The 14989-nt window shown below is 43.0% G+C and carries 22 protein-coding genes and 3 pseudogenes; 17 read left to right on the top strand and 8 right to left on the bottom strand.

Translation table 11 applies throughout. The features are described from left to right. Positions 1-8 precede the first annotated feature (8 nt). Positions 9-884 (top strand): Hsp33 family molecular chaperone HslO, encoded by an 876-nt coding sequence (hslO, locus tag K6984_RS09670; RefSeq protein ID WP_221895334.1) that lies wholly within the window; start codon positions 9-11, stop codon positions 882-884. Between the two features lie 107 nt (positions 885-991). Here the strand turns inward: hslO and K6984_RS09665 are convergent, their stop codons facing one another. After that, entirely contained in the window at positions 992-2056 is a 1065-nt protein-coding gene (locus K6984_RS09665) for a transposase (RefSeq protein WP_221895333.1), read from the bottom strand. Positions 2057-2122: 66 nt separating this feature from the next. Here K6984_RS09665 and K6984_RS09660 point away from each other — a divergent pair, with 66 nt between their 5' ends. Both K6984_RS09660 and K6984_RS09655 read left to right on the top strand, forming a co-directional pair. Then, positions 2123-2335, top strand: a complete 213-nt coding sequence (locus K6984_RS09660; RefSeq protein ID WP_221894258.1) for a hypothetical protein — start codon at positions 2123-2125, stop codon at positions 2333-2335. After that, complete coding sequence (locus tag K6984_RS09655) at positions 2311-2583, top strand: hypothetical protein (protein WP_221895332.1); 273 nt, start codon at positions 2311-2313, stop codon at positions 2581-2583. Before K6984_RS09660 ends, K6984_RS09655 begins: the two co-directional genes overlap by 25 nt. Here K6984_RS09655 and K6984_RS09650 read toward each other — a convergent pair. Beyond that, on the bottom strand, positions 2525-3823 hold the full coding sequence (locus tag K6984_RS09650; RefSeq protein ID WP_221893851.1) for a transposase: 1299 nt from the start codon (positions 3821-3823) through the stop codon (positions 2525-2527). The genes K6984_RS09655 and K6984_RS09650 overlap by 59 nt on opposite strands. Positions 3824-4041: 218 nt before the next feature. On the opposite strand from K6984_RS09650, the gene K6984_RS09645 reads away from it, so the two are divergent. Then, positions 4042-5058, top strand: coding sequence for a transposase (locus K6984_RS09645; RefSeq protein WP_221895331.1), 1017 nt, complete (start codon positions 4042-4044; stop codon positions 5056-5058). 556 nt (positions 5059-5614) lie between these two features. Then, the gene (locus K6984_RS09640) at positions 5615-5869 is read left to right on the top strand and encodes a hypothetical protein (protein ID WP_221895330.1); all 255 of its coding nucleotides are present in this window, start codon (positions 5615-5617) and stop codon (positions 5867-5869) included. A gap of 71 nt (positions 5870-5940) precedes the next feature. Here the strand turns inward: K6984_RS09640 and K6984_RS09635 are convergent, their stop codons facing one another. Further along, entirely contained in the window at positions 5941-6204 is a 264-nt protein-coding gene (locus K6984_RS09635) for a hypothetical protein (RefSeq protein ID WP_221895329.1), read from the bottom strand. Between the two features lie 12 nt (positions 6205-6216). On the opposite strand from K6984_RS09635, the gene K6984_RS30820 reads away from it, so the two are divergent. Then, positions 6217-6402: a hypothetical protein gene (locus K6984_RS30820; RefSeq protein WP_230987999.1), complete on the top strand. Its 186-nt coding sequence runs from the start codon at positions 6217-6219 to the stop codon at positions 6400-6402. Here the strand turns inward: K6984_RS30820 and K6984_RS36075 are convergent. After that, positions 6336-7118 (bottom strand): annotated as a pseudogene (locus tag K6984_RS36075) (IS30 family transposase); the annotation flags it as partial. The gene K6984_RS30820 and the pseudogene K6984_RS36075 overlap by 67 nt on opposite strands. A gap of 253 nt (positions 7119-7371) precedes the next feature. Here K6984_RS36075 and K6984_RS09615 point away from each other — a divergent pair. The 5 genes and pseudogenes from K6984_RS09615 to tnpC all read left to right on the top strand — a co-directional run. Beyond that, complete coding sequence (locus tag K6984_RS09615; protein WP_221895326.1) at positions 7372-8250, top strand: hypothetical protein; 879 nt, start codon at positions 7372-7374, stop codon at positions 8248-8250. A gap of 37 nt (positions 8251-8287) precedes the next feature. Further along, positions 8288-8440 carry a hypothetical protein gene (locus tag K6984_RS09610; protein WP_221895325.1) on the top strand — a complete coding sequence of 51 codons (153 nt, stop codon included), beginning with the start codon at positions 8288-8290 and terminating at the stop codon, positions 8438-8440. Beyond that, positions 8392-9210 (top strand): transposase, encoded by an 819-nt coding sequence (locus K6984_RS09605; RefSeq protein ID WP_221895324.1) that lies wholly within the window; start codon positions 8392-8394, stop codon positions 9208-9210. The genes K6984_RS09610 and K6984_RS09605 overlap by 49 nt, the downstream gene beginning before the upstream one ends. A gap of 176 nt (positions 9211-9386) precedes the next feature. Further along, positions 9387-10166 (top strand): YheT family hydrolase, encoded by a 780-nt coding sequence (locus K6984_RS09600; RefSeq protein WP_221895323.1) that lies wholly within the window; start codon positions 9387-9389, stop codon positions 10164-10166. Continuing rightward, positions 10141-11202: pseudogene (gene tnpC, locus K6984_RS09595) on the top strand (IS66 family transposase); the annotation flags it as partial. The gene K6984_RS09600 and the pseudogene tnpC, both read left to right, overlap by 26 nt. 42 nt (positions 11203-11244) lie before the next feature. On the opposite strand, the gene K6984_RS09590 reads toward tnpC, so the two are convergent. The 3 genes from K6984_RS09590 to K6984_RS09580 are packed head-to-tail and all read right to left on the bottom strand — an operon-like array spanning position 11245 to position 12856. Further along, positions 11245-12099, bottom strand: coding sequence for a transposase (locus K6984_RS09590; RefSeq protein ID WP_221895321.1), 855 nt, complete (start codon positions 12097-12099; stop codon positions 11245-11247). After that, positions 12096-12617, bottom strand: coding sequence for a hypothetical protein (locus K6984_RS09585; protein ID WP_221895320.1), 522 nt, complete (start codon positions 12615-12617; stop codon positions 12096-12098). Before K6984_RS09585 ends, K6984_RS09590 begins: the two co-directional genes overlap by 4 nt. A gap of 44 nt (positions 12618-12661) precedes the next feature. Further along, positions 12662-12856, bottom strand: a complete 195-nt coding sequence (locus tag K6984_RS09580) for a hypothetical protein (protein WP_221894995.1) — start codon at positions 12854-12856, stop codon at positions 12662-12664. Between K6984_RS09580 and K6984_RS33055 the strand changes: the two genes are divergently transcribed. The 6 genes and pseudogenes from K6984_RS33055 to K6984_RS36070 all read left to right on the top strand — a co-directional run bounded on the left by K6984_RS33055 (position 12813) and on the right by K6984_RS36070 (position 14758). Further along, positions 12813-12935, top strand: a complete 123-nt coding sequence (locus tag K6984_RS33055) for a hypothetical protein (protein WP_263458696.1) — start codon at positions 12813-12815, stop codon at positions 12933-12935. The genes K6984_RS09580 and K6984_RS33055 overlap by 44 nt on opposite strands. Then, positions 12925-13071 (top strand): annotated as a pseudogene (glcF, locus tag K6984_RS30815) (glycolate oxidase subunit GlcF); the annotation flags it as partial. The gene K6984_RS33055 and the pseudogene glcF, both read left to right, overlap by 11 nt. Before the next feature lie 201 nt (positions 13072-13272). Further along, positions 13273-13947, top strand: a complete 675-nt coding sequence (locus tag K6984_RS09575; protein WP_221895319.1) for an MICOS complex subunit MIC19 family protein — start codon at positions 13273-13275, stop codon at positions 13945-13947. A gap of 48 nt (positions 13948-13995) precedes the next feature. Beyond that, positions 13996-14124 (top strand): hypothetical protein, encoded by a 129-nt coding sequence (locus K6984_RS33050; protein WP_263458596.1) that lies wholly within the window; start codon positions 13996-13998, stop codon positions 14122-14124. A gap of 27 nt (positions 14125-14151) precedes the next feature. After that, positions 14152-14280, top strand: coding sequence for a hypothetical protein (locus K6984_RS33045; RefSeq protein WP_263458695.1), 129 nt, complete (start codon positions 14152-14154; stop codon positions 14278-14280). Positions 14281-14311: 31 nt separating this feature from the next. Next, positions 14312-14758: a helix-turn-helix domain-containing protein gene (locus K6984_RS36070; RefSeq protein WP_221895318.1), complete on the top strand. Its 447-nt coding sequence runs from the start codon at positions 14312-14314 to the stop codon at positions 14756-14758. On the opposite strand, the gene K6984_RS09565 is transcribed toward K6984_RS36070, so the two are convergent. Continuing rightward, positions 14644-14916: a hypothetical protein gene (locus K6984_RS09565; protein WP_221895317.1), complete on the bottom strand. Its 273-nt coding sequence runs from the start codon at positions 14914-14916 to the stop codon at positions 14644-14646. The two genes, K6984_RS36070 and K6984_RS09565, sit on opposite strands and share 115 nt — an antisense overlap. Positions 14917-14989 lie beyond the last annotated feature (73 nt).

The raw sequence follows: 14989 nt of genomic DNA, 5'->3' as shown, positions 1-14989 counted from the left end.
ACCTGCTTATGCAAGAAAAAGATGTTTTACGCCGTTTTTTATTTGATGGATTAGCCGTTCGGGGAGAGTGGTTAAATTTAACCGCTAGCTGGCAAGCAGCCAAACAACATCATCAATATCCGAAAGCCGTTATGCATTTACTCGGCGAAGCTTTAGCTGCCGCAACCCTGTTATCAGCGACAATAAAATTTGAAGGTAACTTAATTATCCAGGCTCAGGGTGACGGGCCATTAAAATCCCTGGTTGCGCAAAGCACTAATAAGCGAGAAATTCGCGGCTGGGCGCGTTGCGATAAGGCTGTAACGGGCCAAAGCTTAGCCGAAGTACTCGGTACTGGCCGACTGGTTCTCACCATTGAGCCGACGACAGGTGAGCCGTACCAAGGCATCGTGCCATTAGCAGGGACACAGCTTAGTGATGCTGTAGAAGCCTACTTTACACAATCGGAACAATTAAACACACGGCTCTGGGTATTTGCCAATAGTAATCAGGCAACCGCTTTATTTATTCAGGAACTGCCTGCAGAAGAAAATGAAAAATCCCGGGGAGACTGGCAGCGCATAGAAGCATTGGCAAGTACCATTACCGAACAAGAGTTGCTATCGCTACCTTGCAAGGAAGTATTACACCGTCTATTTAATGAAGAGCAAGTACGCCTGTTTGCAGCGGAACCGATTAGCTTTAAATGTCGCTGCTCAACTGAAAAAGTCGAGACGACACTCTTATCGCTAGGTCGTGCAGCAATCGATGAAATCCTCGCCGAGCAAGGTGAGATTATTGCAGATTGTGAATTTTGTAGTAGAAAATATCACTTTGATAAGGTAGATATCGTCCGATTATTTTCAGGTGCTGTAATAAACCCTGATAGCAACACCCAGCATTAATTCAGAATTTTTAAAGAAGATCGAAACTACTCAGCGTAAATAAAGAAAAAAGCTCTTGATACTCGATGTTCAAGTTTTTCCATCCCATTGCCATCACACTCTTACCTTCACCCAGCAGAACAATACTTTAATGATGCTGTTGGCCCTAAGCGCCCTAAATCTCTGCCAGTCATATGTTTTCCTGATGGCATCAGTTGAAACACATCCTTTATTAATTCACCTAACTCTTTCAGCTTATCACCAGGATCTGGAAACTCTAGCAATGACGTGATGAACTCAAGCAGTACATCCATTTGAGACTTGCGCTGTAAGCTTCCTAGGGTATACGCAGGTAGTTTGCTTTCAATGCGGGCTATTTGCTCTGGGTGAAGGAGAAGGCAATGGTCAAACAAAAGACTCAGAATCAGGCCACGGCTTGATCCCTCTTCATCTAATTGTTTGGCCTCACGCCCCCATCCTTCATAAAGCTTCCAGTCCTCAAAGAAAACCTCAATCAGCCATCTCAACGTATAGGCTTGAATAATATCTTGTGTGCGCCAAGTCAGGTCTGTCGCCACTAAATAGCGATAGTCGTTTTCACCGTCATATTTTAAGGCAATGACAAAGCGTTTTTTACTGTGAGAACTCACCTTTAATCGTGCACTGCTGACAGTCACTTTAATCTCTTTGCCGCCACGTACACGTATTATCTGATCAATGCCTTTGTTAATCGAATTAAAGTAGCTCTCGACTGACCTTATTCTACCTCTATATTCAATATTTTGGTTTTTACGTAATTGGCTAATCACCTGCGAGCCTCCAGATTCTTTAGCGGCTTCGTCCATAAAGGCTTTTTCACCATACAGCGCATCAGCCAGTACGCCTTTAATTTTAATAAGGCTATGCGCAACTTTAAACTCTTTTAATAAGCCTAATGCAATCTCTGTTTTGGTTGGGTAGGCACTGTCACGTTCAGGCTTAATAGGCCGATCTTTTTTTGCTATACCGCTCTTTTTCAACCGTTTATCTTCTTTATCCCACTGCTTTAAGGCTGGATCCGGCATATAAAAGAAAAAACCGACAGGCACTGTAATGGATGAGGTAACTAGCAGCAATAATACTATCGTTTGTCCATTAACATACCCGCCGGAGCCTTTGTGTTTCTGCTTGTAAACCTTATACTCGATGTTCAAGTTTTTGATATTGAGAAGGTAAAATCAGGTATTCTGAGGTTGTTGTAATTTTATCGGTGTAATCCCATGTTAATGAATGCCCCAGCCACCTTTATCCAAAGCTATATTGACGATTTAAATGATGCGCTCAATCAGCTAAAACCCGGAGCCGCTTTGACACGGATTCAAGCCGCTTGGTTGGGCACTTGTTTAACGTGCATACTGCTAATGAACTCTGTTTGCTGGGCTAAGTTTGAGCGAGCAAGCCTTGGAGATTGCAAAGTAGCCGCATTATCCTAGCAAGTATACCCTGGGACTGGTTGCTACGGGTGAGTGTGGTCTTAATTTTAAAACGTTATGGCATTACTGAAGGTGTGTTGGCCTTTGATGAATCAGACCGAGCACGATCTAAGTCTACAAAACGTATTTATAAGGTTTACAAGCAGAAACACAAAGGCTCCGGCGGGTATGTTAATGGACAAACGATCATCAGTGTTCCCCTATCAATTGATGCCGTGAGACTAACCTCGCCACAAGAGAGCTCATAAAGCACTGTAAAGACATTCCTGTTATTATTGCGTTTTGAACTGCCCGAATGGTATACGAGCTGATACGAGATATTCTTGCCTGGAAAAATAATGGATTCACAAAACGATCTCGTTTTTGAGCCTGTTGCTGCCTTATCTCCAGAGCCTCGCTATATTTTTTATCCGATGGATGAATCAATTCTGGCTGTTGTGTTTTTGAACTCTCTTCAAACACGCGCATTAAATTATAGCTCATTGCAGTCAGGCGCATTTGATTTTCAAGTGAGCGGGTATTGGAAGACCAAGCTTTAGTTTCCTTGAAATTACTTTTAGTGTTATTGAATGTCTTTTCAATCGTCCATCGCTTGAAATACAGCATGGCAATGGTTCCAGGGTTAATAGTCATTGGCAAGGTTGTCACAAACCGGTGAAGTTTTCCGGTTTCTGGATCACGGTAATCCACCACGTTAAATTTGATGCCCTTGTTTTCGTACACACTGTATGCTTCAACCCCTGTATTGATCTCATGGCGGGAGTCAAAAGGGATAGACTCAACCAGAGTCGCAATTGAATTTTCTTTTAGCATTGAAATCATGTAATTAGCATGTCGTTTCTGCCGATCCCACCAGACAAAGTCGGTGACGGCTTTATCGTAGACATAGAGATGTTTCTGAGAGCTGTTATTTCCCTTGTTTTGCTTTTCAATATGATCTCGTAACACAGGTATTTCTTGATGCCTCTGAGTTCCGTTTGTCACCAGACAAAGAAATCTGAGCAACCCACTTCTGAGATTCAACGCGTAAATCCCCCCAGCCGCATAAACTTTCCCCTTGCTGTTTTTTTCAGTATGGCAGGCATGATCAATAAAATGTCCATCCGCTGCTTCTATGGTGTATTCGTCAAGTTCCGGGAATGCTTTAAGATAATCAATGCCTTGCGACAGCAGTGTTTCAGCGTGAAGATGATAGCTCTGCTGTTCAAATGCCTCAAGCATACTTGTTCGTCTATGCGACTTCAGTGATTTAAAATACGTTGAGTGGGGAAGCAGCTGGCCATAAATCTGTTCATTGGTTTGGAGGAAATGGCGACCACTATCGACTACACTGATACAGCGTAATAACCCAAGGCGAATAAAGTCGATATCCTTCAACTCTGGGCATGAACGAGCCCACAAAGGATGACGCTCTGCTAACAGGGAACGTTCCATACTTTCATTGCAGTGTTGGTGAATATGTTCAGAGAGTGGTAGGTCTTTAAGCATGGGTGATATCCGTTTATGAGGTGATTAAAACGGAAATTTTTAGAAAAATTTTTTCGGCAATTGCAAGCTTTATTTGAAATTATTTGTTGTTTTTTTACGGTGCCTACAGAGTGTCTATTTTCTGTTATAAGTGATTAAAATCAAAAAGATGGAAATATTCGAGTGGTGCTACCTTCAGGTAGGTTATAGGCTGCTTTGTTTAGGTACTTCTTCTTTCAATGGGAACACTGATGCAAACGATAGTATTATTGCTGCTAGTTACCTCATCCATTACAGTGCCTGTCGGTTTTTTCTTTTATATGCCGGATCCAGCCTTAAAGCAGTGGGATAAAGAAGATAAACGGTTGAAAAAGAGCGGTATAGCAAAAAAAGATCGGCCTATTAAGCCTGAACGTGACAGTGCCTACCCAACCAAAACAGAGATTGCATTAGGCTTATTAAAAGAGTTTAAAGTTGCGCATAGCCTGATTAAAATTAAAGGCGTACTGGCTGATGCGCTGTATGGTGAAAAAGCCTTTATGGACGAAGCCGCTAAAGAATCTGGAGGCTCGCAGGTGATTAGCCAATTACGTAAAAACCAAAATATTGAATACAGAGGTAGAATAAGGTCAGTCGAGAGCTACTTTAATTCGATTAACAAAGGCATTGATCAGATAATACGTGTACGTGGCGGCAAAGAGATTAAAGTGACTGTCAGCAGTGCACGATTAAAGGTGAGTTCTCACAGTAAAAAACGCTTTGTCATTGCCTTAGAATATGACGGTGAAAACGACTATCGCTATTTAGTGGCGACAGACCTGACTTGGCGCACACAAGATATTATTCAAGCCTATACGTTGAGATGGCTGATTGAGGTTTTCTTTGAGGACTGGAAGCTTTATGAAGGATGGGGGCGTGAGGCCAAACAATTAGATGAAGAGGGATCAAGCCGTGGCCTGATTCTGAGTCTTTTGTTTGACCATTGCCTTCTCCTTCACCCAGAGCAAATAGCCCGCATTGAAAGCAAACTACCTGCGTATACCGTAGGAAGCTTACAGCGCAAGTCTCAAATGGATGTACTGCTTGAGTTCATCACGTCATTGCTAGAGTTTCCAGATCCTGGTGATAAGCTGAAAGAGTTAGGTGAATTAATAAAGGATGTGTTTCAACTGATGCCATCAGGAAAACATATGATTGGCAGAGATTTAGGGCGCTTAGGGCCAACAGCATCATTAAAGTATTGTTCTGCTGGGTGAAGGTAAGAGTTTGATGGCAATGGGATGGAAAAACTTGAACATCGAGTTATAGCAAACCCCTACTTAACTCCCCTTAGGCAATAGCATTTGAAACGAATGAAAAGACTATTTTTTCATATAGTTGTAGCATAGTTTCAATTTTACCATAAATAATTATTGGGAAACTTCAGTATTTGAATATATTGAGGTGTTTTATAGTCGTGAAAGAATCTATTCTACTAATGATTATATGTCGCCAGTAGATTACGAAATTCAGCATAAAGCTGTGTTACTTTGTGTCCGGAAATGTGTTGACACATCATTACCCTTCTGGATAATGACCATAAGTGTTACACATCAACATCCTTGAAGCTGCAGATGAAATTCAGGAGGCAATCTGTCGCCTAAAACTTGAACAGGCAATGCAGACAGCGAAAAAACAGCCTGTGCTAACGAAGCAAGTAAGCAACTTAAAGACGGTTAGGATAATCTTCGCGACTCAATTATGCGTAAGTTTTCTTGAACACCTCAGCCTTCCTTCTCCTAGTAAAATTATAATCATGTTTAAGGTATTTCTATGAAAAATATAATATTGACAGTTGCACTTGGGGTCTCCATTTTACTTGTAGCGTCTTGTGGGGAAGAATCTACTACGGAAAACATACAAGTAAAATCGAATAAAGTCCAGCGTACTGCGACAGAGACAGTCCATCGTATTGAGGAGGCTGTTTGTACAGGAACTGAAGCAGAATGTTTGGCTAAAAAAGCAAAAAACCGTGCTCAAGAAACAGCTGAGTTTATTAAGGATAAAGCCGAAGAATTAAATAATTAAGATGGGTAATTAATGTAACTTTTGAAGGTATAAACAACTAATGAGGTGAAATTATGGACATAACAGCAATATTAATATTTTAGCCATTGGCGCCGTTGCAGGCTGGTTAGCTGGAACCCACAGGCGCGCCATGCTACCTCACGAAATTCCGGGACTCCTGTCGCCATAATTCGTTCACCTAGGCAGCGGATGGGAGATGCCCTCGCTGTCAGCCCCGGACGGGCTGATAGTCTCCAGAAGGCGCAGGGAAATTTGCCAATCCGAAGTGCGCGATAGCGCGCGAGGGAGGCTAAAATTTTATCCCGAATAGCCGTAGAGCCATTTGTGGTAGCCATGACTGAGCTGCTTTGTGCTCAGTCTGTGGCGGACGCAGGGCGTTCAGGGCATCTCCCATCCGCTGCGTAGGTGAACGAATTATGGCGACAGGAGTCCCGGAATTTCGTGAGGTAGCATGGCGCGCCTGTACTTTAGGGAAATACTGTCTTAATAAGCCATTAGCATTCTCATTTTGCCCTCTTTCCCAAGAGCTGTAGGGAGTCGCAAAATACGTATCACAACCTAGTGCTTCTGCTATTTTTTCATGCAGGGTAAACTCTTTCCCGTTATAAAAAGTAATTGTTTTAACAAAGCTTTTTATAGGATCAAGCATTAAAATAGTTGCGTCTAATACATATTGAGCCTTTTTCCCCGCTAAAGGGAAGGCCAACCGTAATTTAGAGACTCGCTCATCCAACGTTACAATCGATTTTTCCCAATGATTGTATCTGCCTCCCAATCACCTATACGCTCACGGTTGTTGACCTCTTCAGGACGCTCATCTATATCGACTCTATTAGGGATTCCTGTCCTATTATGGGCTGACCCATACCGCTTGCGATAGGTTTTGTTCTGATGCCGAAGATGCTTGTATAGTTCACCCCCTGCCTTTTTGTCCGCCAGAATATGCTGGTAGATTGTTTCATGATGAAGACTAATTATACCCTCTTGTTTTAACCGCCCTGCAATCTGCTCAGGACTCCAGTCATCCTCAATGCGAACATTAACAATGCCTTTTATTTCATCCGTTAATTTAACCTCTTTAGGCTTGTTTATGCCTGTAGCCTCTTTGACCTGTATTGCGTTTAATCTCGCGTGAAATATTGCTTTGGCTTTGTTCTAAGGCTTCTGCTATTTTATTCTGTGAAGTTCCCTTTTTTAATTCAATTTCTATATAATATCTTTCTTCAGGACATAGGTGTGTATAGCTCATTTGTAGCCTCTGTAAATTGTTTGGTAGCTGTTTACTTTACACCTATGTCTTGTCTTAATTCAACAGGTGTTAGTCTAGCCAATACTTGCAGAGGGTTATGCACTTATTATACGAATTCAGGACTTATAACAGCAAATAGACACTCTGTAGGCACCGTAAAAAAACAACAAATAATTTCAAATAAAGCTTGCATTTTCCGAAAAAATTTTTCTAAAAATTTCCGTTTTAATCACCTCATAAACGGATATCACCCATGCTTAAAGACCTACCACTCTCTGAACATATTCACCAACACTGCAATGAAAGTATGGAACGTGCCCTGTTAGCAGAGCGTCATCCTTTGTGGGCTCGTTCATGCCCAGAGTTGAAGGATATCGACTTTATTCGCCTTGGGTTATTACGCTGTATCAGTGTAGTCGATAGTGGTCGCCATTTCCTCCAAACCAATGAACAGATTTATGGCCAGCTGCTTCCCCACTCAACGTATTTTAAATCACTGAAGTCGCATAGACGAACAAGTATGCTTGAGGCATTTGAACAGCAGAGCTATCATCTTCACGCTGAAACACTGCTATCGCAAGGCATTGATTATCTTAAAGCATTCCCGGAACTTGACGAATACACCATAGAAGCAGCGGATGGACATTTTATTGATCATGCCTGCCATACTGAAAAAAACAGCAAGGGGAAAGTTTATGCGGCCGGGGGGATTTACGCGTTGAATCTCAGAAGTGGGTTGCTCAGATTTCTTTGTCTGTTGACAAACGGAACTCAGAGACATCAAGAAATACCTGTGTTACGAGATCATATTGAAAAGCAAAACACAGGCGCGCCATGCTACCTCACGAAATTCCGGGACTCCTGTCGCCATAATTCGTTCACCTACGCAGCGGATGGGAGATGCCCTGAACGCCCTGCGTCCGCAACGACTACGCACAAAAGCCGCTTCGTCATTACTAACTCACTGGCTGGACGGCTATTCGGAATGCAATTCTTGCTCCTCTCGCGTGCTGCTAGCACACGTCCGCTGTCAGCCCCGGACGGGCTGATAGTCTCCAGAAGGCGCAGGGAAATTTGCCAATCCGAAGTGCGCGATAGCGCGCGAGGGAGGCTAAAATTTTATCCCGAATAGCCGTAGAGCCATTTGAGGTAGCCATGACTGAGCTGCTTTGTGCTCAGTCTGTGGCGGACGCAGGGCGGCTGGAGCATCTCCTATTCGCTGCGTAGGTGAACGAATTACGGCGACAGGAGTCCCGGAATTTCGTGAGGTAGCATGGCGCGCCTGGGATCAGCGAATTGCCCTGTCGCCTATCAGGGACTAAAAATCACCACTTCGCTAAGCTCCGTTTCCATGATTTTCAGCGAGGGAAATAACAGCTCTCAGAAACATCTCTATGTCTACGATAAAGCCGTCACCGACTTTGTCTGGTGGGATCGGCAGAAACGACATGCTAATTACATGATTTCAATGCTAAAAGAAAATTCAATTGCGACTCTGGTTGAGTCTATCCCTTTTGACTCCCGCCATGAGATCAATACAGGGGTTGAAGCATACAGTGTGTACGAAAACAAGGGCATCACATTTAACGTGATGGATTACCGTGATCCAGAAACCGGAAAACTTCACCGGTTTGTGACAACCTTGCCAATGACTATTAACCCTGGAACCATTGCCATGCTGTATTTCAAGCGATGGACGATTGAAAAGATATTCAATAACACTAAAAGTAATTTCAAGGAAACTAAAGCTTGGTCTTCCAATACCCGCTCACTTGAAGATCAAATGCGCCTGACTGCAATGAGCTATAATTTAATGCGCGTGTTTGAAGAGATTTCAAAAACACAACAGCCAGAATTGATTCATCCATCGGATAAAAAATATAGCGAGGCTCTGGAGATAAGGCAGCAACAGGCCCAAAAACGAGATCGTTTTGTGAATCCATTATTTTTCCAGGCAAGAATATCTCGTATCAGCTCGTATACCATTCGAGCAGTTCAAAACGCAATAATAACAGGAATGTCTTTACAGTGCTTTATGAGCTCTCTTGTGGCGAGGTTAGTTTCACGGCCTCAATTGATAGGGGAACACTGATGTAGAATACAGGATTGTATTTCGCCATGAAGAACTTGAAGAAAATAAAGAGGCAGAAAAAAGCATTTATCGAAGTGTCTTGCAGTTGGGTGCATAAAACACCATCTAGTTCTTCAAGGTGAAAATATAAAACACTCAGAACTATTTAAATATATACACCTGCAACAGCAACACTTATGTTAATTCAATCTACTTTTAAGCCCGCCTGGTGGTTAAAAAACCCACACCTGCAAACCCTGTATCCGGCTTTATTACGTAAGCCTGAAAATCCATTATTAAAGCGCGAAAGATTGCTTACACCTGATGATGATTTTATAGATATTGACTTCTGCGGTGCAGGCGATCAGCCGCTAGTCATTTTATTGCATGGGCTGACAGGGAGTTCGCAGTCTGTGTATATAAAAGGCCTGCAGCATGCCTTATGGCGACAGGGACTACGTAGTGCAGCACTAAATTTTAGAGGTTGCAGTGGTGAATATAATCACTCATCGCGGTGTTATCATTCAGGAGAAACGGGCGATATCGATTTTTTATATCGTACCCTGCGTGCCCGTGAATCCGATACACAAATGGCTGCAGTAGGTTTTTCCCTGGGTGGCAATGTATTATTAAAATGGCTGGGCGAGCAGGGCAGGCAGGTGCATATGTTTGCTGCTGTCGCAGTATCGGTGCCACTGGTTTTGAGTGTCTGTGCAAGCAAATTGGATAGTGGATTTTCTAAACTGTATCGAGCCAGTTTATTACGCGAACTAAAAGAATATGTGCATTTAAAGCAGCAACATCTGGCATCTTTAGGCAAAAGCGAAGAAGCAGAAATTCTTAGGCAGATAGGCGAGCTGGACAGCATTAATTCTTTTTGGCAATATGATGATCGGGTGATTGCCAAGCTTTATGATTTTGCAAATGTAGAAGACTATTATCAGCGTTCCAGAAACACGCCAGGTATTCGATATTGATATCTCAAGGGTAGTGACAGAATACCAGGCGCAACGGTTGATAAATGGAAAAGGTCAGTGTTTTATCGCTCCTTTTCCAGATGAGGTTACTAAGGCTGCGCAATATGGTAATGGGATAAAAGCCCATGTGGTTTATCTTTCGCAATATCAGTTATTGCCCTACAACCGAATACAGGAGTATTTCGCTGATCAATTAGGTATGCCGATTAGTGAAGGCTCTATCTATAATTTCAATGAACTGGCCTATGAGAAGTTGGCTGGGTTTGAAACTATCAGTAAAGAACACTTAGTCGAATCAGCGTGCATTCATGCGGATGAAACAGGCATTAATATTAATGGTAAGCGCCATTGGCTACATGGGGCCTCCAATGTTCAGTGGACACACTTCTTTCCCCATGCCAAACGTGGCACAGAGGCAATGAATGACATTGGTATTTTACCCCATTTTCATGGGATTTTATGTCATGATCATTGGAAGCCCTACTATAAATATGATTGTACTCATTCGCTTTGTAATGCACATCATTTGAGGGAATTAACGCGCGCCTGGGAGCAGGATAAACAGGAGTGGGCGCTTGAAATGAAACGACTACTTGAAAAAATGAATGATGCCGTCAATGAAGCAGGTGGCATGCTACTACATAAAGAAGCAGAAAAATGGAAGGTACAATACAGAGAATTACTTGGCAAAGCGGAGATCGAATGCCCACCACCCGATAAGCCTAAAGAAGTAAAACGGGAGCGAATAAAACGCAGTAAAGCTAGAAACTTACTGGAAAGGCTGATTAATTATGAAGAGGATGTCTTGCGCTTCATGACAAATACCTGGGTGCCATTTACCAATAATGCCGCAGAAAATTCGATTCGGATGACCAAGGTTCAACAGAAAATATCCGGCTGCTTTCGTAGTACCAAGGGTGCAGAGATATTTTGTCGTGTCAGAGGGTATTTATCAACGTGCCGTAAACAAGGTCTAAGTGCAACTCAGGCAATGACCTTGGTCTTTGAGGGAAAGTTACCTGAATTTGCTTTATAATTTCATTGAACTACTCAGCTTCGCTGAGTAGTTACAGTCAGGTTAAATTAAAATATATCCATTTGATTTTAAAGTTAAAAAACACGCTGAGTAGTTACACACATCCTTTATTAATTCACCTAACTCTTTCAGCTTATCACCAGGATCTGGAAACTCTAGCAATGACGTGATGAACTCAAGCAGTACATCCATTTGAGACTTGCGCTGTAAGCTTCCTACGGTATACGCAGGTAGTTTGCTTTCAATGCGGGCTATTTGCTCTGGGTGAAGGAGAAGGCAATGGTCAAACAAAAGACTCAGAATCAGGCCACGGCTTGATCCCTCTTCATCTAATTGTTTGGCCTCACGCCCCCATCCTTCATAAAGCTTCCAGTCCTCAAAGAAAACCTCAATCAGCCATCTCAACGTATAGGCTTGAATAATATCTTGTGTGCGCCAAGTCAGGTCTGTCGCCACTAAATAGCGATAGTCGTTTTCACCGTCATATTTTAAGGCAATGACAAAGCGTTTTTTACTGTGAGAACTCACCTTTAATCGTGCACTGCTGACAGTCACTTTAATCTCTTTGCCGCCACGTACACGTATTATCTGATCAATGCCTTTGTTAATCGAATTAAAGTAGCTCTCGACTGACCTTATTCTACCTCTATATTCAATATTTTGGTTTTTACGTAATTGGCTAATCACCTGCGAGCCTCCAGATTCTTTAGCGGCTTCGTCCATAAAGGCTTTTTCACCATAAAGCGCATCAGCCAGTACGCCTTTAATTTTAATAAGGCTATGCGCAACTTTAAACTCTTTTAATAAGCCTAATGCAATCTCTGTTTTGGTCGGGTAGGCACTGTCACGTTCAGGCTTAATAGGCCGATCTTTTTTTGCTATACCGCTCTTTTTCAACCGTGATTATCTTCTTTATCCCACTGCTTTAAGGCTGGATCCGGCATATAAAAGAAAAAACCGACAGGCACTGTAATGGATGAGGTAACTAGCAGCAATAATACTATCGTTTGTCCATTAACATACCCGCCGGAGCCTTTGTGTTTCTGCTTGTAAACCTTATAAATACGTTTTGTAGACTTAGATCGTGCTCGGTCTGATTCATCAAAGGCCAACACACCTTCAGTAATGCCATAACGTTTTAAAATTAAGACCACACTCACCCGTAGCAACCAGTCCCAGGGTATACTTGCTTTACGAAACACCCAGGATAATGCGGCTACTTTGCAATCTCCAAGGCTTGCTCGCTCAAACTTAGCCCAGCAAACAGAGTTCATTAGCAGTATGCCCGTTAAACAAGTGCCCAACCAAGCGGCTTGAATCCGTGTCAAAGCGGCTCCGGGTTTTAGCTGATTGAGCGCATCATTTAAATCGTCAATATAGCTTTGGATAAAGGTGGCAGGGGCATTCATTAACATGGGATTACACCGATAAAATTACAACAACCTCAGAATACCTGATTTTACCTTCTCAATATCAAAAACTTGAACATCGAGTGATAGGCGACAGGGCAATTCGCTGATTCGACGTGTGCTAGCAGCACGCGAGAGGAGCAAGAATTGCATTCCGAATAGCCGTCCAGCCAGTGAGGTAGTAATGACGAAGCGGCTTTTGTGCGTAGTCGTTGCGGACGCAGGGCGTTCAGGGCATCTCCCATCCGCTGCGTAGGTGAACGAATTATGGCGACAGGAGTCCCGGAATTTCGTGAGGTAGCATGGCGCGCCTGTATTGCATAACAAGCTGACCGCTTTGCAAAAGCATCAGCCCGAATTGATAGTTACAGCCAATGTAGGCTGCCAATTGCATTTGCAAAGCCAGGCTACTGTGCCAGTTAAGCATTGGATCGAGCTGCTGGATGAAAGTTTTATTTAGCTGATTACAAGTAATATCATAGTGTTTGTTCATGAAGTACCTGAAGATATTAATTGAAGTGTTTTGTGAACTTAGTTACACCTTTTAGATAAATAGCTTTGCGTCTTGCCTTTATTTTCTGTATGACTTTCATGGTGAAAAACAAGATAGACGTACGCGATAATATCTCGCATCAGAATCTACAGTTAGTAAGCAAATATTATGTTTAAATTTTTACCCGGTATTATTTTAATTCAGTTAGCTACTGGCGGTTTGATCATTATGGCACTTAACTGGTCGCATGATTTTCAACTGGTTATTGTAATTGCCATGATTGCATTAATTAGCGCCATTTTATCCGCCTTCTGGTTTTCATCCATTGCGCGTAATATTTACCATGACCAGCAAACAGCACTTCGCGAGCAACACGCGCAAGATAGGGAAAAGCTTTTAAAGGAAGCTGGAGAGGTAAGGGCGAGTGCTATTCAGGAAAAATCGCAACTACAGGATATGCATGCCCGTGAGCGCGAAAGAATACTGCTGGATACCGAACGCGAGAAAAGTAATATTATTGCGGCAAGCTATCAGAAAATTGAAAAAGAAACTCGCAGGGCACATGCTAAAGCAAATTCCAAGGTCGGCGCTGCTTTTGCAACCGCTGTTGGCATGGGAGGTATCATGATATTCAGCCAGCTCGTCACAGTAGGCGTGATGTTTCTGGTAGCCTCGGGAAGTGGTTTAAGCGGTTATATCCTGCGTGCCCGGCAAGAGCGATTAACACGTAATAAACAAACGCTTATTAACGGGCAGCGCTTGTTAACAGATCAGGCAGATACTTCTTCAATCCTGAATTCGTATAATAAGTGCATAACCCTCTGCAAGTATTGGCTAGACTAACACCTGTTGAATTAAGACAAGACATAGGTGTTCGGGGAGTCGCTATTTTTGCGAAAGCTTGTTTTGGGCATCCCAGCCCAAGCAAGCAGCAAAAACTTAACGCGACCACTTATGCCTCCGGCGGCCCCGATTCGTCCTCGTCACCTCGTCCCGACCCAACAAGGGGTCGGAACATAGGCTCCAAATGACTTGACGCCGTGTCGGATGGCCTTTTATTTTGTCTCCACCTTCGCTAACGCTCAGACTCCGAAAAAACAACGGCCCTACGGCTATCGCGGACTAAAAATCTTCACTTCGCTAAAGCTCCGTTTCCAGGATTTTCAGCGAAAGTAAACAGCTACCAAACAATTTACAGAGGCTACAAATGAGCTATACACACCTATGTCCTGAAGAAAGATATTATATAGAAATTGAATTAAAAAAGGGAACTTCACAGAATAAAATAGCAGAAGCCTTAGAACGAAGCCAAAGCAATATTTCACGCGAGATTAAACGCAATACAGGTCAAAGAGGCTACAGGCATAAACAAGCAGAATATTTTGCCCAAGAACGACACAAAAACAAGCCTAAAGAGGTTAAATTAACGGATGAAATAAAAGGCATTGTTAATGTTCGCATTGAGGATGACTGGAGTCCTGAGCAGATTGCAGGGCGGTTAAAACAAGAGGGTATAATTAGTCTTCATCATGAAACACTCTACCAGCATATTCTGGCGGACAAAAAGGCAGGGGGTGAACTATACAAGCATCTTCGGCATCCGCTGAAAATCATGGAAACGGAGCTTAGCGAAGTGGTGATTTTTAGTCCCTGATAGGCGACAGGGCAATTTGCTGATTCGACGTGTGCTAGCAGCACGCGAGAGGAGCAAGAATTGCATTCCGAATAGCCGTCCAGCCAGTGAGGTAGTAATGACGAAGCAGCTTTTGTGCGTAGTCGTTGCGGACGCAGGGCGTTCAGGGCATCTCCCATCCGCTGCGTAGGTGAACGAATTATGGCGACAGGAGTCCCGGAATTTCGTGAGGTAGCATGGCGCGCCTGAGAA

Origin of the sequence: Bathymodiolus japonicus methanotrophic gill symbiont, assembly GCF_019721995.1 — a bacterium.
Taxonomy (GTDB): Bacteria; Pseudomonadota; Gammaproteobacteria; order Methylococcales; family Methylomonadaceae; genus Methyloprofundus.
Note: the sequence above shows the minus strand (reverse complement) of the source record. Positions and strands in the feature narration are given on the sequence as shown.